Source organism: Pantoea phytobeneficialis, assembly GCF_009728735.1.
Lineage (GTDB): Bacteria > Pseudomonadota > Gammaproteobacteria > Enterobacterales > Enterobacteriaceae > Pantoea > Pantoea phytobeneficialis.
Genome location: NZ_CP024636.1, coordinates 1,504,138 through 1,530,432, shown reverse-complemented (window position 1 = coordinate 1,530,432; position 26,295 = coordinate 1,504,138). Strand labels below are relative to the sequence as shown.

The 26,295-nt window shown below is 53.9% G+C and carries 20 protein-coding genes; 10 read left to right on the top strand and 10 right to left on the bottom strand.

Annotated elements, in window-relative coordinates; genetic code table 11:
• Positions 1-8 precede the first annotated feature (8 nt).
• On the bottom strand, positions 9-1,922 hold the full coding sequence (locus CTZ24_RS06970; protein WP_208725143.1) for an ABC transporter ATP-binding protein: 1,914 nt from the start codon (positions 1,920-1,922) through the stop codon (positions 9-11).
• Positions 1,923-1,927: 5 nt separating this feature from the next.
• Complete coding sequence (rlmKL, locus tag CTZ24_RS06965) at positions 1,928-4,039, bottom strand: bifunctional 23S rRNA (guanine(2069)-N(7))-methyltransferase RlmK/23S rRNA (guanine(2445)-N(2))-methyltransferase RlmL (protein WP_208725142.1); 2,112 nt, start codon at positions 4,037-4,039, stop codon at positions 1,928-1,930.
• A gap of 109 nt (positions 4,040-4,148) precedes the next feature.
• Between rlmKL and CTZ24_RS06960 the strand changes: the two genes are divergently transcribed.
• Complete coding sequence (locus CTZ24_RS06960) at positions 4,149-5,258, top strand: YcbX family protein (RefSeq protein WP_208725141.1); 1,110 nt, start codon at positions 4,149-4,151, stop codon at positions 5,256-5,258.
• A gap of 4 nt (positions 5,259-5,262) precedes the next feature.
• Here CTZ24_RS06960 and CTZ24_RS06955 read toward each other — a convergent pair whose 3' ends face one another.
• The 4 genes from CTZ24_RS06955 to CTZ24_RS06940 all read right to left on the bottom strand — a co-directional run bounded on the left by CTZ24_RS06955 (position 5,263) and on the right by CTZ24_RS06940 (position 9,470).
• Positions 5,263-5,805: a cell division protein ZapC gene (locus CTZ24_RS06955; RefSeq protein ID WP_021182633.1), complete on the bottom strand. Its 543-nt coding sequence runs from the start codon at positions 5,803-5,805 to the stop codon at positions 5,263-5,265.
• Between the two features lie 152 nt (positions 5,806-5,957).
• On the bottom strand, positions 5,958-6,968 hold the full coding sequence (gene pyrD / locus CTZ24_RS06950; RefSeq protein ID WP_208725140.1) for a quinone-dependent dihydroorotate dehydrogenase: 1,011 nt from the start codon (positions 6,966-6,968) through the stop codon (positions 5,958-5,960).
• Positions 6,969-7,099: 131 nt separating this feature from the next.
• On the bottom strand, positions 7,100-8,404 hold the full coding sequence (locus tag CTZ24_RS06945; RefSeq protein ID WP_021182631.1) for a flippase: 1,305 nt from the start codon (positions 8,402-8,404) through the stop codon (positions 7,100-7,102).
• Positions 8,405-8,462: 58 nt separating this feature from the next.
• Positions 8,463-9,470 (bottom strand): glycosyltransferase family 2 protein, encoded by a 1,008-nt coding sequence (locus tag CTZ24_RS06940; protein WP_208725139.1) that lies wholly within the window; start codon positions 9,468-9,470, stop codon positions 8,463-8,465.
• A gap of 747 nt (positions 9,471-10,217) precedes the next feature.
• Here CTZ24_RS06940 and ssuE point away from each other — a divergent pair.
• The 5 genes from ssuE to ssuB are packed head-to-tail and all read left to right on the top strand — an operon-like array spanning position 10,218 to position 14,473.
• Complete coding sequence (ssuE, locus tag CTZ24_RS06935; RefSeq protein WP_208725138.1) at positions 10,218-10,769, top strand: NADPH-dependent FMN reductase; 552 nt, start codon at positions 10,218-10,220, stop codon at positions 10,767-10,769.
• A gap of 10 nt (positions 10,770-10,779) precedes the next feature.
• Positions 10,780-11,733: a sulfonate ABC transporter substrate-binding protein gene (locus CTZ24_RS06930; protein ID WP_208725137.1), complete on the top strand. Its 954-nt coding sequence runs from the start codon at positions 10,780-10,782 to the stop codon at positions 11,731-11,733.
• A gap of 10 nt (positions 11,734-11,743) precedes the next feature.
• Entirely contained in the window at positions 11,744-12,889 is a 1,146-nt protein-coding gene (gene ssuD, locus CTZ24_RS06925) for an FMNH2-dependent alkanesulfonate monooxygenase (protein WP_208725136.1), read from the top strand.
• Between the two features lie 10 nt (positions 12,890-12,899).
• A complete protein-coding gene (ssuC, locus tag CTZ24_RS06920; protein WP_208725135.1) occupies positions 12,900-13,685 on the top strand; it encodes an aliphatic sulfonate ABC transporter permease SsuC in 786 nt (261 codons plus the stop codon).
• Entirely contained in the window at positions 13,682-14,473 is a 792-nt protein-coding gene (gene ssuB, locus CTZ24_RS06915) for an aliphatic sulfonates ABC transporter ATP-binding protein (protein ID WP_208725134.1), read from the top strand. Before ssuC ends, ssuB begins: the two co-directional genes overlap by 4 nt.
• An 85-nt stretch (positions 14,474-14,558) precedes the next feature.
• On the opposite strand, the gene pepN is transcribed toward ssuB, so the two are convergent.
• Positions 14,559-17,174, bottom strand: coding sequence for an aminopeptidase N (pepN, locus tag CTZ24_RS06910; RefSeq protein ID WP_208725133.1), 2,616 nt, complete (start codon positions 17,172-17,174; stop codon positions 14,559-14,561).
• 231 nt (positions 17,175-17,405) lie between these two features.
• Here pepN and pncB point away from each other — a divergent pair, with 231 nt between their 5' ends.
• The 4 genes from pncB (at position 17,406) to CTZ24_RS06890 (ending at position 22,957) form a co-directional block, all read left to right on the top strand.
• A complete protein-coding gene (gene pncB / locus CTZ24_RS06905; protein ID WP_021182623.1) occupies positions 17,406-18,626 on the top strand; it encodes a nicotinate phosphoribosyltransferase in 1,221 nt (406 codons plus the stop codon).
• Positions 18,627-18,785: 159 nt separating this feature from the next.
• Complete coding sequence (gene asnS / locus CTZ24_RS06900; protein ID WP_208725132.1) at positions 18,786-20,186, top strand: asparagine--tRNA ligase; 1,401 nt, start codon at positions 18,786-18,788, stop codon at positions 20,184-20,186.
• Between the two features lie 300 nt (positions 20,187-20,486).
• Positions 20,487-21,566 (top strand): porin OmpF, encoded by a 1,080-nt coding sequence (gene ompF / locus CTZ24_RS06895; protein ID WP_302474906.1) that lies wholly within the window; start codon positions 20,487-20,489, stop codon positions 21,564-21,566.
• A gap of 200 nt (positions 21,567-21,766) precedes the next feature.
• Complete coding sequence (locus tag CTZ24_RS06890) at positions 21,767-22,957, top strand: amino acid aminotransferase (protein ID WP_021182620.1); 1,191 nt, start codon at positions 21,767-21,769, stop codon at positions 22,955-22,957.
• Between the two features lie 85 nt (positions 22,958-23,042).
• On the opposite strand, the gene CTZ24_RS06885 is transcribed toward CTZ24_RS06890, so the two are convergent.
• The 3 genes from CTZ24_RS06885 to ldtD form a co-directional block, all read right to left on the bottom strand.
• Positions 23,043-23,672 carry an MBL fold metallo-hydrolase gene (locus CTZ24_RS06885; protein ID WP_021182619.1) on the bottom strand — a complete coding sequence of 210 codons (630 nt, stop codon included), beginning with the start codon at positions 23,670-23,672 and terminating at the stop codon, positions 23,043-23,045.
• A gap of 37 nt (positions 23,673-23,709) precedes the next feature.
• Entirely contained in the window at positions 23,710-24,261 is a 552-nt protein-coding gene (mepK, locus tag CTZ24_RS06880) for a peptidoglycan L,D-endopeptidase MepK (RefSeq protein WP_021182618.1), read from the bottom strand.
• Positions 24,262-24,450: 189 nt separating this feature from the next.
• The gene (gene ldtD, locus CTZ24_RS06875) at positions 24,451-26,259 is read right to left on the bottom strand and encodes a L,D-transpeptidase (RefSeq protein ID WP_208725131.1); all 1,809 of its coding nucleotides are present in this window, start codon (positions 26,257-26,259) and stop codon (positions 24,451-24,453) included.
• Positions 26,260-26,295 lie beyond the last annotated feature (36 nt).

Below are 26,295 nucleotides of genomic sequence, written 5' to 3'. Positions count from 1 at the left end.
CTTCTGTATTAAGCGCCGTTTTTCAGTGCTTCCAGCTCTTCCCAGCGTTCAAACGCTGTTTCCAGTTCCTGCTCGGTCTGCGCCAGCGCATCAAGCACCGGCTGCGTTTTATCGTGCGGCTGACTGAAGAAATCCGGATGACTCATTTGCGCCTGCAACTCGCCAATACGCGTTTCGAGCTGCTCCAGTTTTTGCGGCAGCTGCTCCAGCTCACGCGTCAGGTTGTAACTTAACTTGGTTGCGTTACGTTTACTGGCATCACTTTTTTCCGCAGGTTTTGCCGTGACGGAAGATTTCGCCACCGGCGCGGTCTTCAGCTGCTTATACGCGGCACGCTGCTGCTGCGCATCATGATAACCGCCGACAAAGGTCCCAATCTCGCCGTTACCTTCGAAAATCCAGCATTCAGTGACGGTGTTATCGACAAACTGACGATCGTGGCTCACCAGCAACACGGTACCCTGATAGCCATCAATCAACTCTTCCAGCAGCTCCAGCGTTTCCACATCGAGGTCGTTGGTCGGTTCATCGAGAATCATCAGGTTACTGGGTTTGAGGAACAAACGTGCCAGCAGCAGACGATTACGTTCACCGCCGGAAAGCGCACGCACCGGCGTCATGGCGCGTTTCGGATGGAACAAAAAGTCCTGCAAATAACCCAGTACATGGCGCGGCTTACCGTTCACCATTACTTCCTGCTTGCCTTCCGCCAGGTTATCCATCACGGTGCGATCAGGATCAAGTTCTGCACGATGCTGGTCAAAGTACGCCACTTCCAGCTTCGTTCCGGAGTGCACGCGACCACTATCCGCCTTCAGTTGTTGCAACATCAGACGCAACAGCGTGGTTTTGCCACAGCCGTTGGGGCCAATCAGCGCAATTTTGTCACCACGCTGCACCTGTGATGAGAAATCCTGCACCAGCACCTTGCCATCTACAGCGTAGTTGACATTCTCCAGCTCAAACACAATCTTGCCGGAGCGTGAGGCTTCACCCACCTGCATATTGGCTTTGCCCATCACTTCACGACGCTCAGAACGTTCACGGCGCAACGCTTTCAGGGCACGAACACGACCTTCGTTACGGGTACGACGCGCCTTGATGCCCTGACGGATCCACACCTCTTCCTGCGCCAGCTTGCGGTCAAATTCGGCGTTTTGCATCTCTTCCACGCGCAGCGCTTCTTCTTTACCCAGCAGATACTGGTCGTAGTCACCCGGCCAGGAGACCAGCTTGCCGCGATCCAAATCGACAATGCGCGTCGCCATATTGCGGATAAACGAACGGTCGTGCGAAATAAACACGATGCTGCCAGTGAAGGTTTTCAGGAAGGTTTCCAGCCAGTCGATGGTTTCGATATCGAGGTGGTTGGTGGGCTCATCCAGCATCAGCACGCGTGGATTGCTGACCAGCGCACGTCCCAGCGCCGCTTTACGTAACCAGCCACCGGACAATGACGACAGTTCGGTATCCGCCTGTAAACCGATTTTTTCCAGCACATCATTGATGCGGCTTTCCAGCTGCCACAGGTTGTGGTGATCCAGGATGCCCTGCAAACGCGCCATCTCATTGAGGTTTTTCTCGCTGGGATCCTCCATCACCACATGGGAGATAGCGTGGTACGCCTTCAGGTGTTCCGCCTGTTCTTCCACCCCTTCGGCGACGAAGTCATACACCGAGCCAGTGATGTTGCGCGGCGGATCCTGTTGCAGACGTGCCACCACCAGGTCGGTTTCATAAATGATGCGACCATCATCGAGCGGCTGTTCACCGTTGATGATTTTCATCAGCGTAGATTTACCGGCCCCGTTGCGCCCCACCAGACAGACGCGCTCACCCTCTTCAATGTGCAGCTCGGTGTTATCCAGCAACGGCGCATCGCTGAAGGAGAGATAAGCGCCGTGGATACTGATCAATGACATAAAACTTATTCCTTACCGGCGTGGCTGACCAGCCAGCAGTTGTGAATGTGATTACGGGCAAAATCCTGCGACTGGGTCTTCTGGGTGATTTCCTGCGCCTGCAAGCCCAGACGCTGCAAACCATCAAGATCCATTTTGAAGCCGCGTTTATTGTTGGAAAACATAATGGTACCGCCACGACGCAGCAGACGCTTCAGGTTTTGCATCAGCATCAGGTGATCGCGCTGCACGTCAAAATCGTCTTCCATACGCTTCGAGTTGGAGAAGGTCGGCGGGTCGATGAAGATCAAGTCAAACTGTTCGTTGCTGTCACGCAACCAGCTCAGACAATCGGCCTGCATCAGGCGATGCTGGCGGCCCGTCAGCCCGTTGAGGCGCAAGTTGCGCTCAGCCCATTCCAGATAGGTACGCGACATATCCACCGTGGTGGTGGATTTCGCCCCACCCAGACCAGCATGGACACTGGCGCTGCCGGTGTACGAGAACAGGTTCAGGAAATCTTTGCCCTGGCTCATTTTACCCAGCATCTGACGCGCGATGCGGTGATCGAGGAACAGGCCGGTATCGAGATAATCGGTGAGGTTAACCAGGAAACGGGCATCAAATTCCTGCACTTCAAAGAAGTTGCCCTTCTCCGCCAGCTTCTGATACTGGTTTTTGCCTTTCTGACGCTCACGGGTTTTCAGCACCAGACGGTTCGCCGGGATCTCCAGCACGCTAAGCGTGGCGCTGATCACGTCGAACAGGCGTTGACGCGCCTTGTTGGCATCCACGGTTTTCGGCGCTGCGTATTCCTGAATCACCACCCAATCGGCATAGCGATCCACCGCCACGTTATATTCCGGCAGATCGGCATCGTAAAGACGATAACAATCGATGTGCGACTGGCGCGCCCACTTCTCCAGTTTTTTCAGGTTCTTGCGCAGGCGGTTAGCGTAATCTTCCGCGATCTGCGCGGTACCTTCACCACTGCTGGCCGCCAGCTGATAATTTTTCTGCACGCACTCGAGCGGGCCGTTTTTCGCTTTAAATTGACGGTCGGCACGCAGCGACAGGCAGCTCAGCAGCTCGGGTGAGGCACTGAACAACGACAGGTTCCAGCCACCAAACTTCTGCTTCATGATGCGGCCTAACTGGCTGTGCAACGCAATCAGCGCCGGTTCGCTCTCCAGACGCTCACCATACGGTGGGTTACTCAGCACCGTACCGGTCACCTCCGGCGGTAACGGATTGCTCAGCTTCAGGACATCCTGTTGCGCAAAGGTGAAGAGCTCGGCCACACCGGCACGACGCGCGTTGGCGCGCGCCCACTCCAGCACACGACCATCATTGTCATAACCAAAGAAACGCGCACTGGTCGCTGCCGTACCCGTGCGTGCGCGCTGTTGTGCTTCGCTACGCAACTCCTGCCACAGCGGTTGATTATGTTTTTTCCAGTCAGTAAAGCCCCAGCGCGAACGCAACAGGCCAGGGGCACGATCGCAGGCAATCAACGCCGCTTCAATCAACAGGGTGCCGGAACCACACATTGGATCGATCAGTGGCGTATCCTTTTGCCAACCAGAACGCATCACGATCGCCGCCGCCAGATTCTCTTTCAATGGCGCCTGGCCGGTTTGCTGGCGATAACCACGCTGATGTAGCGCATCACCGCTCAGATCCAGCGCGATGCTGACGCGATCTTTATTCAGCCAGGCATTGATACGAATGCCCGGCTGTTCACGATCCACATTCGGGCGCGGCAGATTCTGTCGCGTAAAGCTGTCAACAATGGCGTCTTTGATACGCAGCGCACCAAACTGACTATTGCGGATCACCTCGTTGGTGCCACTGAAGTGGATGGCGAAGCTGGTGTTGCTGTCGAAGATGTCACACCACGGAATACTCTGGGCGCCGACATACAGATCGAGATCGCTCCAGACGCCGAATTCTCCCAGCGGCAGTAAAATACGCGAAGCCAGACGGCTCCACAGCAGGCTTTGGTACATCACGCGGTCATCGGCCTCAAAATGCACCCCGCCCTGCACCACCTGCAAATCCTGCGCACCCAGCGCGTCCAGCTCAGTTTTCAACAGCTCTTCGAGCCCACGCGCCGTACTGGCAAACAGAGAATTCATATCGTCACTTATACCCTTGATAAAATTGTTGCGCATTATAGCGAATCAGCGTCCTATGTCCTAAAGTTAGCTTCTTTTTGTCCTGCATGACGGCTTTCAGGGAGTGGTGATGATTACGTTGTCCCGTCTATATATCCATCCGGTTAAATCGATGCGCGGTCTTCAGTTGTCGCATGCCCAGGTGCTGGATAGCGGCCTGGGATTTGATCGCATCTTTATGGTCACCGAAACCGATGGCACCTTTATCACAGCTCGCCAGTACCCGGAGATGGTGCGCTTCACCCCGGCGCTGTTGCCGGACGGCCTGTTTTTACAGGCACCCGATGGCAGCCAGGCGCTGATTCGCTTCACCGATTTTGCCGCCGATGATGCGCCCACCGAAGTATGGGGTAATCACTTTACTTCTCGTGTTGCCCCGGATGCGATCAACCAATGGCTGAGCGGCTTTTTTCCACGCCCGGTGCAGCTACGCTGGACCGGTTCCCAACCGACCCGGCGCGTTAAACGCTTTGACCAGGTGCCACTCAGCTTCGCCGATGGTTTTCCTTATCTGCTGGTAAACATGGCATCATTGCAGGATCTGCAACAACGCTGCCCCGCCAGCGTGCGCGTGGAACAGTTCCGCCCTAACCTGGTGATCAGCGGCGCGCAGGCATGGGAAGAAGATAGCTGGAAGACCCTGAAAATTGGCGATATCACCTTTGAGATGCCGAAGCCCTGTAGTCGCTGTGTCTTCACCACGGTGGGAACAGAAAGTGGCCAGAAACATCCGCAGGGTGAACCACTGGCAACCCTGCAACGTTTCCGCAGCGCGCAGGATGGCAGTGGCGACATCGATTTCGGTCTGAATTTAATTGCGCTGAACAGCGGTGTGATCCGGGTGGGCGATCCCGTCACCATTGTGGAGAAGCAACCGGCTCGCGCCTATGGTGCTGGTCAGGTCGTGGAGACACTGGCAACCACCGCCAGCCCGACCAGCCCTGTCACCATTGGTTATCAGGGCAATGCCTTCACCGGCGACAATCAGCAAGTCTTACTGGAGCAGCTGGAGATGCAGGGCTTTCGTATCCCCTACTCCTGCCGTGCCGGGATATGCGGCAGCTGCAAAATGACGCTGGTATCGGGGGAAGTGAAAGCATTGAAGAAAAGTGCCGTACGTCAGGATGGCACCATTCTGAGTTGTAGTTGTATTCCCGCTGGCGATATTGAACTGGCGTAACGCGTTATACCGCCCTGGCAAACGGGGCGGATGATTCCTGCTGACAAGGTTGCAGGCGATCGTTCATCACTTTAATCGCATCACCCAACACCATACCTTTACCCGCCACGGTTAGCGCATGTTGTGCCAGCAAACACAGCGCCGCATTCTCACCACTCTCCACCACCAGCAATTGTGCCTGCTCACCGCTATCGGCCAATGTCACCGCCACCATATCACCCGCAGCAGGCTGCCAGCTGTGAGCATGGCTGGTAAAGTGCCAACTTTTTGGCATCAGCGGTTTTAGAAAACGGCTAGCAACCAGCGCATTTAATACCAGCTCGGCACGTTGATCGCCTTTTAATCCGCTCAGACGACAACGTTCTTCAAAGGTAAAATAAAGCGCGGCATCATCCACGCAAAAACCGCTTTCATTAAAGGCATCTGGCGTCAGCATTTTGCGTGAGAAGCGCGAGCGAAATAACATGCCATCAGCCAGATCAAGCATCATCCGGTCATGCTCCGCGTCAAAATACCAACGCCAGTTGTCATCGGGTTTGATTTTCATGATGTGCCCTGTGGTTTATCGCTGCGCAAAATTGCGGTTCACAGCAAAGAAAAATAACGCTAAGGAAAAGCTGAAAAATGCACCAGCAGAACAAAATATAAACGAGCCAGAGGGATAAATAAACCCCCTGGCGCGGGAATGTGGGAAATGTCTTAGAGGTGGGTCACGATATCTTTAATTAAACCAGGTCCTTTATAAATGAATCCGGAGTATATCTGGACCAGCGTGGCACCGGCGGCGATTTTTTCACGCGCGGCCACCAGCGAATCAATACCACCCACACCAATAATAGGCAGACGGCCTTGCAGTTCCTGCGACAGGCGACGAATGATTTCGGTGCTGCGTGTTTGTACCGGACGGCCACTTAAACCACCGGCTTCTTCACTGTATTTCAGCCCGGCCACCAGTGAGCGGTCCAGCGTGGTATTGGTGGCAATCACGCCATCAATTTCATGACGCACTAAACTGTCCGCCACCTGGATCAATTCCTCTTCAGAAAGATCCGGCGCGATCTTCACCGCGACGGGAACATATTTAAGGTGCCGTTCCTGCAACTCTTTTTGCTTTAATTTGATCGCTGACAGCAGATCATCCAGCGCTTCACCATATTGCAGTGTGCGTAATCCTGGCGTGTTAGGTGACGAAATATTGATGGCAATATAACCGGCATGGGCATACACCTTTTCCATGCAGATCAGATAATCGTCTTTACCTTGTTCAACTGGCGTATCTTTATTTTTACCAATATTGATACCAAGGATTCCTTTAAAACGCGCCTTTTTAACGTTCTCAACCAGGTGATCGACACCCAGATTATTAAATCCCATGCGGTTAATTATGCCTTCCGCTTCCACCAGGCGGAACATACGCGGTTTGTCATTACCGGGTTGCGCGCGGGGTGTCACGGTGCCCACTTCGACAAAGCCAAAGCCCATAGCACCAAAGGCATCAATACATTCGGCATTTTTATCAAGACCGGCTGCCAGCCCCAAAGCATTAGGAAAGGTCAGCCCCATGCAGTTCACCGGACGCGCAGGTAACGACTGGCGGATAAACCCTTCCAGCGGGGTGCCGCTGATAAAACGCAATTGTTGAAAGGTAAGTTCGTGCGCACGCTCTGGATCGAGCTTAAACAGCGCCGGCCGGATGATAGGATATAACATGCACTCTCCTGAATGGCGGAAGCTTCGTGAAAGTCGGGGTGCACGGGAAAATGTGCGCCAGAATGGTAAAGGCCTCTGGCACAAAAGTAAATTGCAGCGCGAGGAAACGCAGGTCAGATTGACCTGCATCATCATTCACTTGCGGTATCTTTAATCGCTGTGCGGGTAGACGGTGAATTATGCAGGTATTCGCGCAAAATACCGTGCCGCGCCATCACCCAGAAAATCCCCACGCAGACGAGGAATTCAGCAATCACCATCGACCAGGCTGCGCCAATCGCCCCATATTTCCAGGCAAGAAACGCACAAACCGGGATATTAATAATTCCCGGTCCCAACATCACCAGCATACGCTGACGAGCCAGACCGTGGGGGATCAACACTTGCAACCCCGCCGGATAAGCAATGTTGCCAAACAGGAAACACAGCACAAACACGCGCAGCACGTCAGCCGAGGCCACAAACTCCTGACCCAGTAGAATGCGCACCACGTCATCGGCGAAGAACCAGGTAAAGATCACAATACCGAGGCTGAGCAGGAACGAGATCAGCAAACTTTTGCGCGTCGCCGCAATCGCCGCCGCTTTATCGCGGGCAAACAGATAACTGACCCGGGGGAAAAATGCATTGCCAATCTGCTCCGGCACCGAATTTGCCGCCTTACGCAGACGATCAGCCCCGTTATAGATACCAATCGCATAATGCGAGGTGAATGCCGCCAGGATCACCACGTTGACGCTGTTAAACAGGTTGGCACCCGCGATAGCAATAAAAACGTGCACGCTATCTTTCAGGCGTTGCTTGATTTCGCTGGGTTCGAAACGATAGCGACCAATCACCTTCATCATCAATACAAATCGAAGGGTAATCAATGCGCTGATCATTGACACCACACCCGGGATCAACGCTGCCAGCCAGGTATCATCCGGGGTTTTCACCAACAGGAAGGTCAGTGGGATGGCGCAGAAGTTACCAAAGGTGGCGATCACCGCTGTTTTGCCCAGTTTTTCGAACCCCTGCATCAACCAACCAAAGGAGAACAGTGAACCGAGCAGCGTGGTGCAATTCGCCAACACTACCCAGAACAGATAATGCCAGCCTGGATTGAGCCAGGTCGTCAGTAGCAGCACGCCACTGGTGGACAGCATTAACAGTAATTTGGCGTTGAAGGTTGACCAGAAGATTTGCGTCACCCGCGTTTTATCTTCACGATGGTGAGCAATATCCTTGGTGGTATAAACGTTAAAACCCCAGTCTGAAATGGTGCTGCAATACATCACGCAGGCAATCGCCAGCGCCAGTACCCCCATTTGGTTGACGCCCAAAATACGCGCCAGATAGGGCAAGGTGACTAATGGGAAGAGAAAGGACGCTCCCCGATAGGCCAGTAAAGATAAAATATTAATCACTAAACTCTTATCGAGTGTTTTCGCCATGACGCAACAACCTTAATGCTCAGACCTGCAATGACTTTCGCACTTATTTCTGGTGCAATCAAACCACCGGAACACTTTTCGGAATAAGGCTGATTTTCTTCATCTCCTTTACCACTTTGTAATTCTGAAGACGAATAAACAGCTCGGGTTGATTCAATAAAAGCCACTCTTTAAACCCGGTAGCTTTGATTTCCCGGCCGAGAAAACGGATAGCATTAATCACGTAATGCGGCACCGGAGTACGGTTATATAACGAGAGATAAATCATCAAGCGGAAGGAATGTAACAAATATTCTTTTTGTAGCCGATCGCGCCAGGTATTTTTTTCCAGCGTGGTCATTAAATCGTGATACGCCTGCATAAAGGCATGGTAACGTTGCAGAAAATAATCGCTATTTTTGCTGCCGTTGGTTAATGAACCCACGCGTACGCGTTGTTGATAATAGCTTTTCTCGCTCACCCATGCCTGACGGCTTTTCAGGAAAGCGCCAAGACTGAAACAGTGATCTTCATGCACCCGTTGTTCAAAGCGTAGCTGATGATTATCGACAACCGTGCGTTTCAGGATGTAGTTCCAGGCCGCCGAGGTATAGGTACCATTACGTAATAAAGAGGAAAGGACCTGCTGCGCCGGTTGCAGGCCAGCCAGGTCATGCTTCACTTTAGAGGCACAACGCTGCGGCTGTTCGTGGTCAAAGGTGGTCGAGCTGAAGCAGAACAGCTCCACATCGGGATGCCTCTGCGCCACCTGTTGCAACTCCTGCACCAGGCCCAGTGCCACACGGTCATCCGGGTCGCAGAAGAACAGAAACTCCCCTTGTGCCAGCTCAATCCCTTTGTCGCGCGCCAGTCCGGCGCCACCGTTAGGGACGGTAACAATCTGGATCTGAGGTTGACTGGCATAATGTTGATTGAGGAGTGCCAGGGTACCATCGGTTGAACCGTCATTCACAATAATGATTTCATTGGGCGTGGATATTTGCGCTAACAGAGAATCCACACATTCAACAATATATTTCTCTACGTTATAAGTAGGAATGATAACGGACAGTTGTTTCTCTGACATAAGCACTCTCTTTTTGAACTTTGTAAAAAGAAAAATAGCAACCACATCCCTGTACGCCACAACGCACAGAATGCATTATCACAAGAATCATTTAGCGCTAGCTTAATCAGTGGCCGCAGGTTTTGACAGTTCCGTTTCTCAACCAGACCCAGGGCTAATCAGAAATAATGTTTATCAGCCATGATGTATTTATTTATTATTTTTGCACCGTTGAGTTGTGGTTTATTTTTCTCACCTGGATGACATTTTTCCATTTGTAATTTAGAACAAAAAATTATTTAAAATCGCCTTGTTTGTTATTGGTATCGATTTTGACAGAGTTGATTAAATTGATACCGGGAGATACAACCAGACATAACTGATGCCCTCGCGGTTAACCGCATCATCGTTGTTTTTACGAGAAGTTGCCGTGTCTCCGGAAATATAGCGGCGTGGTAATCTGGTATGGTGCTGACATCACTTATAATGGGTAGCGATACATTTGTTATCCTTTTGCACACTAATAAATCGACTCAACGGCATGTCATTGCTTAAAGAGAGTGAATCATTTCAATTTTGTGACTCAGCAGTTTTCGGAATTGTCGTATCGATTCCCCACCACCTGATATTGATGCCCACCGTTTATTTGCAGATTCCGGCTTATCATTGCCGGATAAATCATTTAAGCCCTGCCCCCCGCTCTGTCAGGATTACCACATCAGTTCTCAATATCAGATAATCAATAACTTTCAGTTATAAGGAGTGACTATGCGGGTTATTACGCTGGCAGGCAGCCCACGATTTCCGTCCCGTTCCACGGCGTTACTAAGCCTGTGCCAGCAGGCGCTGGAAGCTCGCGGCGTAGAAGTCATTCCCTGGAATATTCACAACTTCCAACCGGAAGATTTGTTGTATGCGCGTTTTGATTCCCCGGCCTTGCAGGCCCTGAAAGAGGATCTGGCGCAGGCAGATGGTGTGATTGTCGCCACCCCCATTTATAAAGCTTCATTTTCTGGCGCCCTGAAAACGCTGCTGGACCTGTTACCGGAGCGCGCCCTGGAACATAAAGTTGTGCTGCCACTGGCAAGCGGCGGCAGCGTGGCACATATGCTGGCAGTGGATTACGCCCTGAAACCGGTACTCAATGCGCTGAAAGCGCAGGAAGTCCTGCACGGTGTGTTCGCTGATGACAGCCAGATTCAACACTATGACCGCCAGCCGGAACTGGATCAGTTGCTGGCCGCGCGCATTGATGAAGCACTGGATACCTTCTGGCATGCGCTGCATCGCCGCCGCCAACCCTTTGCTAAAGCTGTATAAAGGAAGATGTATGAAAAGGATGCTATCCGGTCTGCTGCTCGCAACCTTTACCGCGCTGCTGAGCCTGAGTACCTGTGCCGCTGACGCACCCGCGCAGTTTCGTATTGGCTATCAAAAAGGGTCCGTCAGCATGGTGCTGGCTAAATCGCATCGGCTGCTGGAGCAACGTTTCCCGCATACGCAGATTCAGTGGATTGAGTTCCCCGCCGGACCACAGATGCTGGAAGCGTTGAATGTCGGCAGTATCGACCTCGGCAGCACCGGCGATATCCCGCCCATTTTTGCCCAGGCTGCGGGGGCGGATTTGCTGTATGTCGGCTCGGAACCTCCTAAACCAAAGGCAGAAGTGATTCTGGTTCCCAAAGATAGCCCGATTCACAGCGTGGCCGAGTTGAAAGGCCACAAAGTGGCATTTCAGAAAGGCTCCAGTTCCCACAACCTGTTATTACGCGCACTGGCGCAGGCCGGTCTGAGCTTTAAAGATATTCAACCCACTTACCTGACGCCTGCCGATGCTCGCGCCGCTTTTCAGCAGGGTGATGTGGATGCCTGGGCGATCTGGGATCCCTACTACTCCGCCGCCTTGTTACAGGGCAATGTGCGGGTGTTGGCCGATGGCAGCAAACTGAATCAAACCGGTTCCTTCTATCTCGCCACCCGTAAATTCACCGCCGCCAATGGCAACTTTGTGCAGCAGGTGTTGCAAACCTTCAGTGAGGCCGATGCGTTAACGCGTAGTCAGCGTGACCAGAGCATCGACCTGTTGGCGCAGGCGATGGGGCTGCCCAAGCCGGTGATAGCAAGCTATCTCGACCATCGACCACCCACTACCATTACGCCGGTCAGCGCCCATACCGCGCAGGCCCAACAGCAAACGGCCGACCTGTTCTATGCCAACCATTTGATGCCGGTAAAAGTGACGATCGCCGATCGCATCTGGCAACCACTGTCGGCTCAGCCTTAAGGAGTGAATAATGAGCGTATCCGTATTCTGGTTTCTCCCGACCCACGGTGATGGCCACTATCTTGGCACCGATCAAGGTGCGCGCCCGGTAGACCATGCCTACCTGCAACAAGTGGCGCAGGCCGCCGATCGCCTCGGTTTTGGTGGCGTGCTGATCCCAACCGGTCGCTCCTGTGAAGATGCCTGGCTGGTGGCAGCATCGCTGATTCCGGTGACGCAACGTCTGCGTTTTCTGGTCGCGCTACGCCCCGGCGTGATTTCCCCAACGCAGGCCGCGCGCCAGGCCGCCACGCTCGATCGCCTGTCGAATGGCCGGGCGCTGTTTAACCTGGTAACCGGGGGTGACCCGGAAGAACTGGCGGGGGATGGCGTGTTCCTCGATCACCGCGAACGCTATGCTGAATCGGCTGAATTCACCCGTATCTGGCGGCGCGTGCTGGAAGGGGAAGCCGTTGATTATGAAGGCAAACACGTCAAGGTGCGCGGTGCGCGGCTGATGTTTAAACCGGTGCAGCAGCCCCGTCCCCCGTTGTGGTTCGGTGGATCGTCTGATGCAGCTCAGGATTTGGCGGCCGAGCAGGTCGATGTTTATCTCACCTGGGGTGAACCGCCCGCCCAGGTTAAGGAGAAGATCGCCCAGGTCCGCGCGAAAGCAGAAGCTCAGGGGCGCAAGGTACGTTTTGGCATCCGTTTACATGTGATTGTACGTGAAACCAATGAAGAGGCGTGGCGTGCCGCAGACCGGCTGATCGCCCATCTGGATGATGCCACCATCGCCAAAGCGCAGGCTGCGTTAGCCCGCACCGATTCCGTCGGTCAGCAGCGCATGGCCGCGTTGCACGGTGGACGCCGTGACAAACTGGAGATCAGCCCTAATTTGTGGGCCGGTGTCGGTCTGGTGCGCGGTGGTGCTGGTACAGCCTTAGTCGGCGATGGACCGACCATCGCGGCACGTATGCAGGAATACACCGACCTCGGTATCGAAACCTTTATTCTTTCCGGCTATCCCCATCTGGAAGAGGCGTATCGCGTCGGCGAGTTGCTGTTCCCGCATCTTGACCTGGCCGTGCCGCAGATCCCGCAGCCGTCGACGATTAAAGCGCGTGGTGAGGCTGTCGCCCATGACTTCGCGCCGCAAAAAGTGTCGCAGAGTTGAGGAGGCAATCATGACAAAGAAACACCTGAGTAATGCCTTGCTGCCCTGGGCGCTGCCGGTCCTGTTAGTCGCGGTATGGCAACTGGCTTCCCAAACCGGGCTGTTATCGACGCGCATTCTGCCGTCGCCGGAGAATATCCTGATCACCTTCTGGAATCTCTCGGCCAGCGGCGAATTGTGGCAGCACCTCGCCATCAGCGGCTGGCGCGCCGCGATTGGTTTCAGTATCGGCGGCTCGATCGGGCTGATACTGGGCCTGATTACCGGCACCTCACGTCTGGGTGAGCGCCTGCTCGATACCTCGGTGCAGATGCTGCGAAATGTGCCGCATCTGGCGCTGATTCCGCTGGTGATCCTGTGGTTCGGCATTGATGAGGCGGCGAAAATTTTCCTCGTCGCGCTCGGCACGCTGTTTCCGATTTATCTCAACACCTGGCACGGCATCCGCAATATTGATCGGGGGCTGGTGGAGATGGCGCGCAGTTATGGCCTTTCCGGCTGGAGCCTGTTTATTCAGGTGATTCTACCCGGTGCCCTCCCCTCTATTATGGTAGGGGTACGTTTTGCCCTGGGCCTGATGTGGCTGACATTGATCGTTGCCGAAACCATTTCTGCCAACTCGGGCATTGGTTATCTGGCGATGAACGCGCGTGAATTTCTGCAAACCGACGTGGTGGTGGTCGCCATCATTCTTTATGCCCTGCTCGGCAAACTGGCCGATGTCGCGGCCCAACTGCTGGAGCGCGTCTGGCTACGCTGGCATCCGGCTTATCAACTGAAGGAGGCTAACGCATGAGTACTGCAACCCTCACTCCGGCGCGGCTTAACAGCGGAACACCGGTGGGCGTTAACGGCGTAGTCAAACGCTATGGTGACCGCACCATCCTGAACCATATTGATCTGCATATTCCCGCCGGACAATTCGTCGCGGTGGTGGGCCGCAGCGGATGCGGCAAAAGCACCCTGCTGCGCCTGTTGGCCGGACTGGAATCCACCACGCAAGGCGAATTACTGGCCGGAAATGCCCCGCTGGCGTCGGCACGCGATGATACGCGTTTGATGTTTCAGGATGCGCGTCTGCTGCCGTGGAAAAAGGTGATTGATAACGTCGGGCTTGGGCTAAAAGGTCGAGCCTGGCGGGACAATGCGCTGGAAGCGCTGGCAGCCGTGGGCCTGGCGGAACGTGCCAACGAATGGCCCGCCGCGCTGTCCGGCGGGCAGAAACAGCGTGTCGCACTGGCGCGTGCGTTGATCCACCGTCCCGGTCTGCTGCTGCTGGATGAACCGCTCGGTGCGCTGGACGCCTTAACGCGTATTGAGATGCAGGGATTAATTGAATCACTGTGGCAACAGCATAACTTTACCGTGTTGCTGGTGACGCACGACGTCAGCGAAGCGGTGGCGATGGCGGATCGGGTATTACTGATTGAAGAAGGACAAATCGGGTTGGATTTAACGGTTGATCTGCCGCGTCCACGCCGTCGCGGTTCTGCCCGACTGGCCGAACTGGAAGCGGAAGTGCTGGATCGGGTGATGAAGCGTAGCTCCAGCGAACAGCCGCTACGCTTTGCACAACAGCGATAATCGCCCCGTAGCGGCGCAATTTATTGCGCAGTTTTCTGCCGCCATTGGCAAAAAGCCGCGCGATTTATCGCGCCGCTACGGTTAATTACGCATTCAACGCTTTGGTGATCTTCTCATACAGGTCGCCAGACAGCTTATCCAGTCCTTTCAACGTCTCCAGCGCCTGACGCATCAACGCCTGGCGCCCGGCATCGTAACGCTTCAGACGAATCAGCGGCTCGATCATGCGCGCTGCAACCTGCGGGTTCCGCGTGTTGAGATCGGTCAGCATCTCCACCAGGAATTGATAACCGCTGCCATCTTTGGCATGGAAGGCCGACGGATTAGCCGAGGCAAAAGCGCCAATCAACGAACGAATGCGGTTGGGGTTACCCATGGTGAAAGAGCGATGATGCAGCAGTTCACGCACCTTGCTCAGCACGTCAGACGCCGGACTGGTGGCCTGTAGCACAAACCATTTGTCCATCACCAGACCATCCTGATGCCAACGCTCGTCATAGGCCGCCATTAAGCTATCGCGACACGGCAGTTGTGCAGCAACCGCCGCCGACATTGCCGCCAGCGCATCAGTCATGTTGGTGGCGTGTTGATATTGCGCCTGTACCAGCTTGTCAGCCTGTTCGACGTCAGCAAAGGCCAGGTAGCTCAGGCAGACGTTCTTCAGCGCGCGTTTACCGATTTCCGCATGCTCAACCTGGTACTCATGGCTCTGATTGGCACGATAAACCGCCAGGAACTCATCACTCAGTTCTTTCGCCAGGGTGCGCACCAGCGCCTCACGCACTTCAGCAATGGCCTGCGGATCAATCACCTCAAACAACTCAGCGATTTCATTCTCCGAAGGCAGCGACAGAATCAGCGCCATCAGCGCCGGATCGCCCTGCTCATCCAGCAACACCGCACGGAAGGCATCAGCCACATGCAGCGGCAGCGACAGCGGTTGCCCCTGTTGATGACGCGCGACATTCAGGCGGATATAGGTTGCCAGCAGGCTTTGTGCTGCATCCCAGCGGGAAAAGTCGTTACGGGCATGACGCATCAGGAACGTCAGTTGTGCATCGCTCCATTTATAGTCGAGCTTCACCGGCGCAGAGAATTCGCGCAGCAATGAGGGCACTGGCTGGAAATAAACCTTATCGAATACGAAGCTCTGGAACTCTTCGGTGACGTTCAGCACATGGTGCACCGGATGACCATTGTGTTGCAGCGGGATCACCTTGCCTTCACCGTCATACAGTTCAATATCCAGCGGGATATGTAACGGCAGCTTCTCTTTCTGCTCGGCGGTCGGTGGCGTGTGCTGGGTAACGTGCAGCGTATATTGCTCCAGCTCCGGGTTGTAATCATCGCGCACCGTCAGCACCGGCGTACCAGACTGGCTATACCAGCGACGGAACTGTGACAGGTCAACATTAGACGCATCTTCCATCGCCTGCACGAAATCGTCGCAGGTCGCCGCGCTACCATCATGGCGCTCAAAATAGAGCTGCATCCCTTTCTGGAAATTCTCTTCGCCCAGCAGGGTGTGCATCATGCGAATCACTTCTGAACCCTTTTCATACACCGTCAGGGTGTAGAAGTTGTTCATCTCAATGACCTGATCCGGGCGAATCGGGTGTGCCATCGGGCTGGCATCTTCAGCGAACTGCGCGCCGCGCATCACGCGCACATTATCGATGCGATTCACCGCGCGGGAACCGAGATCTGAGCTGAACTCCTGATCGCGGAACACTGTCAGCCCCTCTTTCAGGCTGAGCTGGAACCAGTCACGGCAGGTGACGCGGTTGCCGGTCCAGTTGTGGAAATATTCGTGACCAATCACCGCTTCAATACCGAGGTAATCTTTGTCGGTGGCGGTTTCCGCTTTCGCCAGCACGTATTTAGAGTTAAAGACGTTCAGCCCTTTATTCTCCATCGCGCCCATATTAAAGAAATCCACCGCGACGATCATAAAGATATCGAGGTCATATTCGAGGTCAAAACGCTCCTCATCCCACTTCATGCTGTTTTTCAGCGAGGTCATTGCCCAGTCGGCACGGTCAAGGTTGCCGCGATCGACAAAGATCTCCAGCGCCACATCACGGCCTGAGCGGGTGGTAAAGCTGTCGCGCAGCACATCAAAATCACCAGCGACCAGCGCAAACAGATAACAGGGTTTCGGGAACGGGTCCTGCCATTTGACCCAGTGGCGACCATCTTCATGACGACCACTCTCCAGCTTGTTGCCATTGGAGAGCAGGTACGGATAGCGCGTGGCATCGGCGATAATGGTGGTGGTAAAACGCGCCAGCACATCCGGGCGGTCCAGATACCAGGTAATATGACGGAAACCTTCGGCTTCACATTGCGTGCACAGCGCCTCACCTGACTTATACAAACCTTCCAGCGCGGTGTTTTGGTCCGGGTGGATATCATTGATGATGGTCAGGGTGAAGGTGTCTGGCACCTGGCTCAACACCAGCGCGCCCTCTTCTTCGCGATAATGCGTCCACGGAGTGCCGTCCACCGCCAGTGATACCAGGGTCAAATCTTCCCCATCCAGACGCAGCTCAGCCTGGCTGTTGCCTAAACGCTTCACCTGGCTGACCGCGGTGACGCGCGTGGTGGCCGCATCAAGGTCAAACGTCAAATCGATATCAGTGATGGTGAAATCGGGTGCACGGTAGTCGTGACGATATTTTATTTGCGGCTGTTGCGTCATAAATCCTTCTCGCATCGTTAAAAGGTATACCCGTCAAAGTCTAAGCGGGTTGGGCCTCACTTGCCACGCACAATGCGTGCCTTAGCAGAAAATGCTACAATTTATTAACAATGGCACAAATGACCATCGACCTGCCCCCTGCAAATATGGTGTGATCGCGGTCTATTACTGTTTTATACTCCTGCGTCTTTATGACTTTGTTGAACACCGGGCTATGCTCCGCGGAAGAGGATGCTGAAACGCACCATGACAGGACACGCTTCCCCGATTTTGACCACGCTGCTTGATACCGATGCCTACAAGCTTCATATGCAGCAGGCCGTATATCATCGTTACTACGATGTCCCGGTCACGGCGGAATTTCGCTGCCGCGGCACCGAGTTACTCGGCGTCTACACGGATGAACTCCGCACCCATATTGATGCGATGCACTCTCTCGCCCTGAGTGAAGAGGAATATCGTTATCTTTCTGCCCTTCCCTTTTTTGACGCTGACTATCTCAGCTGGCTGCGCGGTTTCCGCTTCGATCCCAGCCAGGTCGTGGTGCGTAATGATCACGGTAAGCTGGCGATCCAGATTAGCGGTCCATGGCGTGAGGTGATTCTGTGGGAAGTGCCATTGCTGGCACTGATTAGTGAGCTGGTGCACCGTCACCGCACCCCGCAGATCGGTGTCGCGCAGGCAGTCGATCACCTGCAACAAAAGTTGACGGACTTTCGCCGGCAGGTCAGCGACCTGGATATGTCCCGCTTCCATCTGATGGACTTCGGTACGCGTCGCCGCTATTCCCAGCCAGTGCAGGAAGCCATCGTCAGCACCCTGAAGCAGGATTTCCCGTGGCTGGTGGGTACCAGCAACTATGATCTGGCCCGTCGTCTGCAACTTAACCCGGTCGGCACCCAGGCGCATGAGTGGTTCCAGGCACATCAGCAGATCAGCCCGGTGTTGGCCAATAGCCAGCGTGCTGCGCTGCAATCCTGGCTGGATGAGTACGACGAGCAGCTCGGCATCGCACTGACCGATTGCATCACTATGGATGCCTTCCTGCGCGATTTCGGTCCCGGCTTTGCCAACCGCTATCAGGGATTGCGCCATGATTCCGGCGATCCGGTGGAATGGGGGGAGAAAGCCATCGCCCACTATCAGCGACTGGATATTGATCCGAAAAGCAAAACGCTGGTGTTCTCCGACAATCTCGATCTGGACAAAGCGCTGGCGCTGTATCGCCACTTTGGTCAGCGCGCCAATGTGGTGTTTGGTATCGGCACGCGCCTGACCTGCGATATTCCGGGCGTAACCCCCCTGAATATCGTGATCAAACTGGTGAGCTGCAACGGCAAGCCGGTGGCTAAACTTTCCGACAGCCCCGGTAAAACTATCTGCCAGGATAAAGCCTTCGTTCGCGCTCTGCGTAAAGCCTTCGACCTGCCGCTGGTGAAAAGAGCCAGCTAACCACCCGACAGCAGGGTACCTGTACCCTGCTGTGCTGCAACAAATCTCCCCGTATCCCGGCAATTTTGCTTGTTTCCTGATGGCTCGTAAGTAACATAGCAAAACCCCGGTATGGGGAATGTATAAATTGACTTCATCCTAATATATAGAGAGATATTTATGAGCGTAGTGCCTGTAGCGGATGTACTGCACGGCCGTGTCGCGGTTGACAGTGAAGTCACCGTACGTGGTTGGGTGCGTACCCGAAGAGATTCCAAAGCCGGTCTTTCCTTTATCGCCGTTTATGACGGTTCCTGCTTTAATCCCGTTCAGGCTGTCGTCAATAATTCTCTGAATAATTATCAGGACGAAGTGCTGCGTCTGACCACGGGCTGCTCGGTGATTGTGACCGGCAAAGTGGTGGAATCGCCGGGTGAAGGTCAGACGTTTGAACTGCAAGCCACTCAGGTTGAAGTAGTGGGCTGGGTGGACGATCCGGACACCTATCCGATGGCTGCCAAACGTCACAGCATCGAATACCTGCGTGAAGTGGCGCACCTGCGCCCGCGCACTAACCTGATTGGCGCGGTGGCACGTACTCGTCACACCCTGGCGCAGGCGTTGCATCGCTTCTTCCATGAAAACGGTTATTTCTGGGTTTCCACGCCGCTGATCACCGCTTCGGATACCGAAGGTGCCGGTGAGATGTTCCGCGTCTCTACGCTGGACATGGAAAACCTGCCGCGTGACCCGCAGGGCAAAGTCGATTACGACAAAGACTTCTTTGGTAAAGAAGCCTTCCTGACGGTGTCCGGCCAGTTGAACGGCGAAACTTATGCCTGTGCGCTGTCCAAAATCTACACCTTCGGCCCAACCTTCCGTGCTGAAAACTCCAACACCAGTCGCCATCTGGCTGAGTTCTGGATGTTGGAACCGGAAGTGGCGTTCGCGACACTGGATGATGCCGCGGCCCTGGCGGAAGCCATGCTGAAGTATGTGTTTAAGGCGGTGCTGGAAGAGCGCGCTGATGACCTGGCGTTCTTTGCAGAGCGCGTAGACAAAGATGCGATTTCTCGCCTGGAACGTTTTGTTAATGCAGATTTCGCTCAGGTGGACTACACCGATGCAATCGAGATTTTGCTGAAAAGCGGCCAGAGCTTCGAAAATCCGGTCTCCTGGGGTGTCGATCTGTCGTCAGAACACGAGCGCTACCTTGCTGAGAAACACTTCAAAGCCCCAGTGGTGGTGAAAAACTATCCGAAGGATATCAAAGCGTTCTACATGCGTATGAATGACGATGGTAAAACCGTGGCAGCGATGGATGTCCTGGCGCCTGGCATCGGTGAAATCATCGGTGGTTCGCAGCGTGAAGAACGTCTGGATGTTCTGGATGCACGCCTGGCTGAGATGGGTCTGAACAAAGAAGATTACTGGTGGTACCGTGACTTACGTCGTTACGGCACCGTGCCACACTCTGGCTTCGGCTTAGGTTTCGAACGATTAATCGCGTATGTCACTGGTGTACAAAATGTAAGGGATGTTATCCCCTTCCCACGTACGCCGCGCAACGCCAATTTCTAAAATTCGCGATTAATTATAAGTAATTCATATATATAACGAGGTCGGCTATGCCGGCCTTTTTTTATTTTTGTAAATTTAGAGTTCTCTCACAAAGTTCCCGAAAATTTACATCTTGTAATACATTTTTTCTTTTTGATACCTAATTGCGAGATTAGTAGCATTTTCGGGGTAGAATTACCAACCCCGGGATGGAAAGATGCGTGCAGACACAGGAGACACCAAACTTCTTTCAAGGTTCCCGTAAAGGTTTCTTGACGGCAGTGGCAGGTGTCCAAATAACTCCAATGAGGGTAATAAAAAATGATGAAGCGCAACATTCTTGCAGTGGTTATCCCTGCTCTGTTAGCTGCTGGTGCAGCAAACGCAGCAGAAATCTACAACAAAGATGGCAACAAATTAGACCTGTACGGTAAAGTTGATGGTCTGCATTACTTCTCTGACGACACAGACAACGATGGCGACCAGACTTATGTGCGCTTCGGCTTCAAAGGTGAAACTCAGATCACCGACCAACTGACCGGTTACGGCCAGTGGGAATACAACATCCAGGCTAACAACTCAGAAAGTTCAACTGACGCGCAAAATGGCAACAAAACCCGTCTGGGCTTTGCAGGTCTGAAATTTGCTGACGCAGGTTCTTTCGACTACGGTCGTAACTACGGCGTGGTTTACGATGCAATCGGCTGGACCGATATGCTGCCGGAATACGGCGGTGACTCTGGTTACTCTGACAACTTCCTGGCTGGCCGTTCTACTGGTCTGGCTACCTACCGTAACAGCAACTTCTTCGGCCTGGTTGATGGCCTGAACTTCGCTGTTCAGTACCAGGGCAAAAACGATCGTGACGAAATTCGTCGTGCTAACGGTGACGGCTGGGGTACTTCAATCTCCTATACCTCTCCGATCGGTGTTGGCATCGTAGGTGCTTATGGTTCAGGCGACCGCACCAACGCGCAGAACTCAGCGACCTACGGTCGTGGCGACAAAGCTCAGCAGTGGGCAACTGCTCTGAAATATGACGCGAACAACGTATACCTGGCAGCAATGTACAGCGAAACCCGTAACGCAACCTACATCAGCAACGAAATCACCGGTGCTGACGGTTTTGCTAACAAAACTCAGGTTATGGAATTCGTTGCTCAGTACCAGTTCGACTTCGGCCTGCGTCCGTCTATCGCCTACGTACAGTCTAAAGGCAAAGACATCGAAGGTATCGGCGATGCTGACCTGTACAAATATGTTGAAGTGGGCGCAACCTACTACTTCAACAAAAACATGTCTACCTATGTTGATTACAAAATCAACCAGCTGGACGACAACAACCCGCTGGGTCTGGCTACCGACGACGTAGTTGCAGTGGGTCTGGTTTACCAGTTCTAATCTGCCGATTAGTAACGCGTAATACCTTTAAAACGGAGCCTGAAGGCTCCGTTTTGCTTTTCAGTGATCCACTTCGCAATAAGCGGCATTAATCGCAGCCGTGGCATTATTTCTTTTTCGTCTCAACGGTTGGCAACAGTGGCGACTGACGCTAACCTGATAGCTCATTTCGCTAAAGTTCACGCAACTGGACCTGACTCATGTTTGAATCGATCTCTGCCGCACCCGCCGATCCTATCCTTGGTTTGGCCGACCTGTTTCGCGCCGACGACCGCCCGAATAAAATCAACCTTGGCATTGGTGTTTATAAAGATGAAACCGGAAAAACGCCGGTGCTCACCAGTGTGAAAAAAGCTGAACAATACTTGCTGGAAAATGAGACCACCAAGAATTACCTCAGCATTGATGGCCTGGCTGATTTTGCTCGTTGCACGCAGGAACTGTTGTTTGGTAAAGAGAGCGCGCTGATTGCCGCTGGGCGTGCCTGCACCGCTCAAACGCCGGGTGGTACCGGCGCACTGCGCGTTGCTGCCGATTTCCTCGCCAATCAGACCAGCGTAAAACGTGTCTGGGTGAGCAATCCGAGCTGGCCGAACCACAAAAACGTCTTCAACGCTGCGGGTCTCGAGGTCTGCGATTATCAGTATTACGATGCCGCTAACCATACATTGGATTTTGACGGCATGGTTGCGTCACTGCGTGAAGCGAAAGCCGGTGATGTGGTGCTGTTCCACGGCTGCTGTCACAACCCAACCGGTATTGATCCTACAACCGAGCAATGGCAGCAACTGGCCGCCCTGTCTCAGGCAAATGGCTGGCTGCCGCTGTTTGATTTCGCCTATCAGGGCTTTGCCCGTGGTCTGGATGAAGATGCAGAAGGCCTGCGCATTTTTGCCGCTTCGCATCAGGAGTTGATTGTTGCCAGCTCATACTCAAAAAACTTCGGCTTGTATAACGAACGTGTGGGTGCCCTGACGGTGGTTGCCGCCAATAGCGATGTGGCAAAAACTGCGTTCAGCCAGGTGAAGTACAGCATTCGCGCTAACTACTCTAACCCACCGGCCCACGGTGCGGCGGTGGTGGCGACCATTCTGGGCAATGACGCGCTGCGTACCATTTGGGAGCAGGAACTGACCGATATGCGCCAGCGTATTCAGCGTATGCGTCAGCTGTTCGTTAACACGCTGGCCTCAAGCGGCGCAGAGCAGGATTTCAGCTTTATCATTAAGCAGAACGGCATGTTCTCGTTCAGCGGCCTGACCAAAGATCAGGTGGTGCGTCTGCGTGAAGAGTTTGGGGTTTACGCGGTGAATTCAGGACGAGTTAACGTCGCGGGAATGACGCCAGACAATATGTCGGCGCTGTGCGAAGCGATTGTGGCAGTGCTGTAAGGATTAACCCGTAGCGGCGCGATTTATCACGCATTGCGAAAAAGACGCGTGATAAATTACGCCGCTACGGTTTAAGCATGCAATTTTATTGCAGAAATGGATTACTGATACGTTCGCGGCCCAGCGTGGAAATCGGGCCATGTCCTGGTACAAAAGTCACATCATCGCCCAGCGGCAGCAGTTTGGTTTTGATAGCCGCGATTAAATCGCTGTGGCTGCCCTGCGGAAAATCGGTTCGACCGACACCACCGTTAAAAATCACATCACCTGAGATCAACAGACGACCGGCGCGGTCAAAAAACACGATATGGCCTGGAGTATGTCCCGGACAATGCAGCACTTCCAGTGTCACTTCACCGACCTGCACCGTTTCACCCTCTTCCAGCCAGCGGTCTGGCGTTAACGGTGCACATTCCGGCAGACCAAACATGCGACTCTGAGTCGGCAATGCCTCCAGCCAGAAAGCATCCAGTAACTGTGGTCCGACAATCGGCGCCTGAAAATGTGCTGCCAGTTCAGCCGCAGCACCCACATGATCGAGATGCCCATGCGTCAGCAGAATCTGCGTCGGCGTGATACCACGCTCTGATAGTACGGCGATAATGGTTGCAGCATCGCCGCCCGGATCCACCAGCGCAGCCTGCTGAGTATCGTCACCCCAGATGACAGAACAATTCTGGGAAAATGCGGTGACTGGAATGATGAGGTAGTTCATAGCGCTCCATGACCGACACACGCAGCGCTGTCGGTTTTTACGACCAGTGCCTTACAGGACCGGTGTCAATGTGAACAAAGTTGCTGCGCGGGTAATATCCTACACCACCTGCACGCAGAGATAACGCCGCTTTGCGAACATTGCTCAGGGAAATGCCTTCGATATGGAAGTCCATCGCCTGACCTTTGGTGTGATAACTGTGTTTCGCCACGCCAGGACCGGACTCACGCAACATATTGTTGGTAGCAATGGTGCGATAGCCTGAAACCAGTTGAATCGGTTTACGTGTTCCCAGCGCGGCCTGGAGGCGATAAATCTGATCAAACAAATGTGGATCGATGGTTTTGATCTGATTGGCGCGGTAATCACGGAAGAAGTGATTTAAGCGAGCTAACTCATCCTTGTCATAACTCTTGCCGTTAAAAAACTCTGTTTTGAGGGTTTCACCGGTGTGAAGGTTATTAAGCGTCAAAATACGCGGCCGGGAGGTGGACATCGAGGCCAGTGCAGAGCCAGGAAGAAGTGCCAGACCTGCCGTTGCGCCTCCGATCAGGAGCAATTTGCGACGCTGAGAATCAAAATTAGCCATGAAACGGGGTTACCTGAGATTAAAGCGATAAAAAAATGTGTAAAAAGCACACAAGGCGGAACATTAACGTTAGCCTCAGACTCAGTCAACCCAGAATAAGGGAAAGAAAATGCAGAACCGGCGCAAAATCGCAATTTTGCTGCCGGTTGTATGAAAGTTAACCAGAAAGGAGATGAATTAAATCAATCACTAGAGTAGCAATTGACCAGCTTTGGTCAGCACCTGACTCCCCGAACGGGCCGGATTATCATAATTGTAAATATCTGTACGATATTGCGGTTGACCATCTTCCGCCACCCAGGCCGTCAGATAATAGAGGTTAACCGGGATACGATGACGAATCGGGATGTAGCGCGTGCTACCCTCTTTCAGGGTGTCAGAGATACGGCTGTCATTCCACCCCGCATCCTGAAGCAACAAATCCGCCAGTTCAGACGCCTTATTCACCCGGACACAGCCAGAGCTGAGCGCACGAATATCACGCTGAAACAGGTTGTGGTTCGGCGTATCGTGCAGATAAATGGCATCCGAGCTGGGCATATTGAATTTATAACGCCCCAGCGAATTCATTGCGCCAGGAGCCTGACGGATACGGTAAGGGAAGCTGGCGGCTGAAACCATATTCCAGTCGAGCGTGGAGGGATCGATGACTTGCGCATCAGCGCTCCAGCCTGACAACAGGGTATAACCGTGTTTATAAAGATAACCCGGGTCCTGTTTGACCTTCGGCACAATGTCCTGGCGCACCAGCGAAGTCGGCACATTCCACGGCGGATTGAGCACCACATTATTCAATGCGCTGCGCATCAGCGGCGTTTTGCGATCGGGACGTCCGACGATCACGCGTGACGACAGGATGGTGGCACCATTGTTGTAGTAGGTCAGTGAATAGTTGGGGATATTGACCATGATACCGTTATGCATATCATCCGGCAGCAAACGCAGCCGTTGGATATTGAGTGCCAGCAAGGCGGCGCGCATTTGCGGTGAGACATTCAACCATTCGCGAGTGCGCGGACCAATCGCGCCATCATCGGCCAGGCCTTGCCAATGCTGAAAGCGCTTTACGCCGTCCACCAGCGCAGCATCATAGACATTGTTGGCCGATTGCACGGGATTCGCTGCGACATTACCCGGCGCTTGTGGTGCCTGAGCGGAGAGATCATTCACGTTGGCTGCCGAGGGGCTGACCGCAACGGGCTGCGCACTCTGACTGACCGGCACCGGTGCCACAGGCACAGCATCGTCTGCGGGCGTCGGTGTCGCGCTATGCCCGGTCAACATGCCGGTACGTTGTAAAATCTCACGCAGGGCAGGCACATCATTACTGATTTGGCCGGGCCGCAGCGTACCGCTATCACGTAATTGCGGCCACGGGCGGTTGTCGGTCAACAGGGTTTTCAGCGCTGCGTGCATGGGAGCGTATTGCGGATGTTGCGGCTCAAGCGAGATGACAAAGGCACGGCTTCCACCACCATTTACCGCGTTTTGCCACTGGTTAATCGTCGCAATGGTGGGCATCGCCATCTTGTACGGCACGTTGCTGTACAACCAGGTTTCGCCCTGCGTCGGCACGCCGGAGACAAATTGCAGATAGCCCAACATGGCATCACTCAGCACGATATCGCGTGCCAGCCCTTTTATCGCTGGGTTGGTCAGTAACCCTACCCAGCGCGTAAACTGCGGCTGTACCCCGGATAATGCCACTTCCGCCAGTTGCTGCTGAAACGCCTGCACCGCCGTGCGGTCCTGCCACAACGGCGCCATATTACGGGCGGCATAAATGCCTGCCAGCCCGGGAAGATAGAACGGTTGTTCGCTGGGGCTGAAAACCTGCTGAATCTGACGCTGGCTATCCGCGACCGACAGAGTATGGTGCGTCGTACCCGGTAGCGCTGCGATAATTGCCGCATGGCTGGCCGCCAGTGGCGACAATACCAGTGACAAACTGAGTGCTATGACAGCACGATTAAATCTGCTCTTATTATTCAGCAACATCCCTGGCCCCCTTCTCGCCTAAGACACAGCCGACTC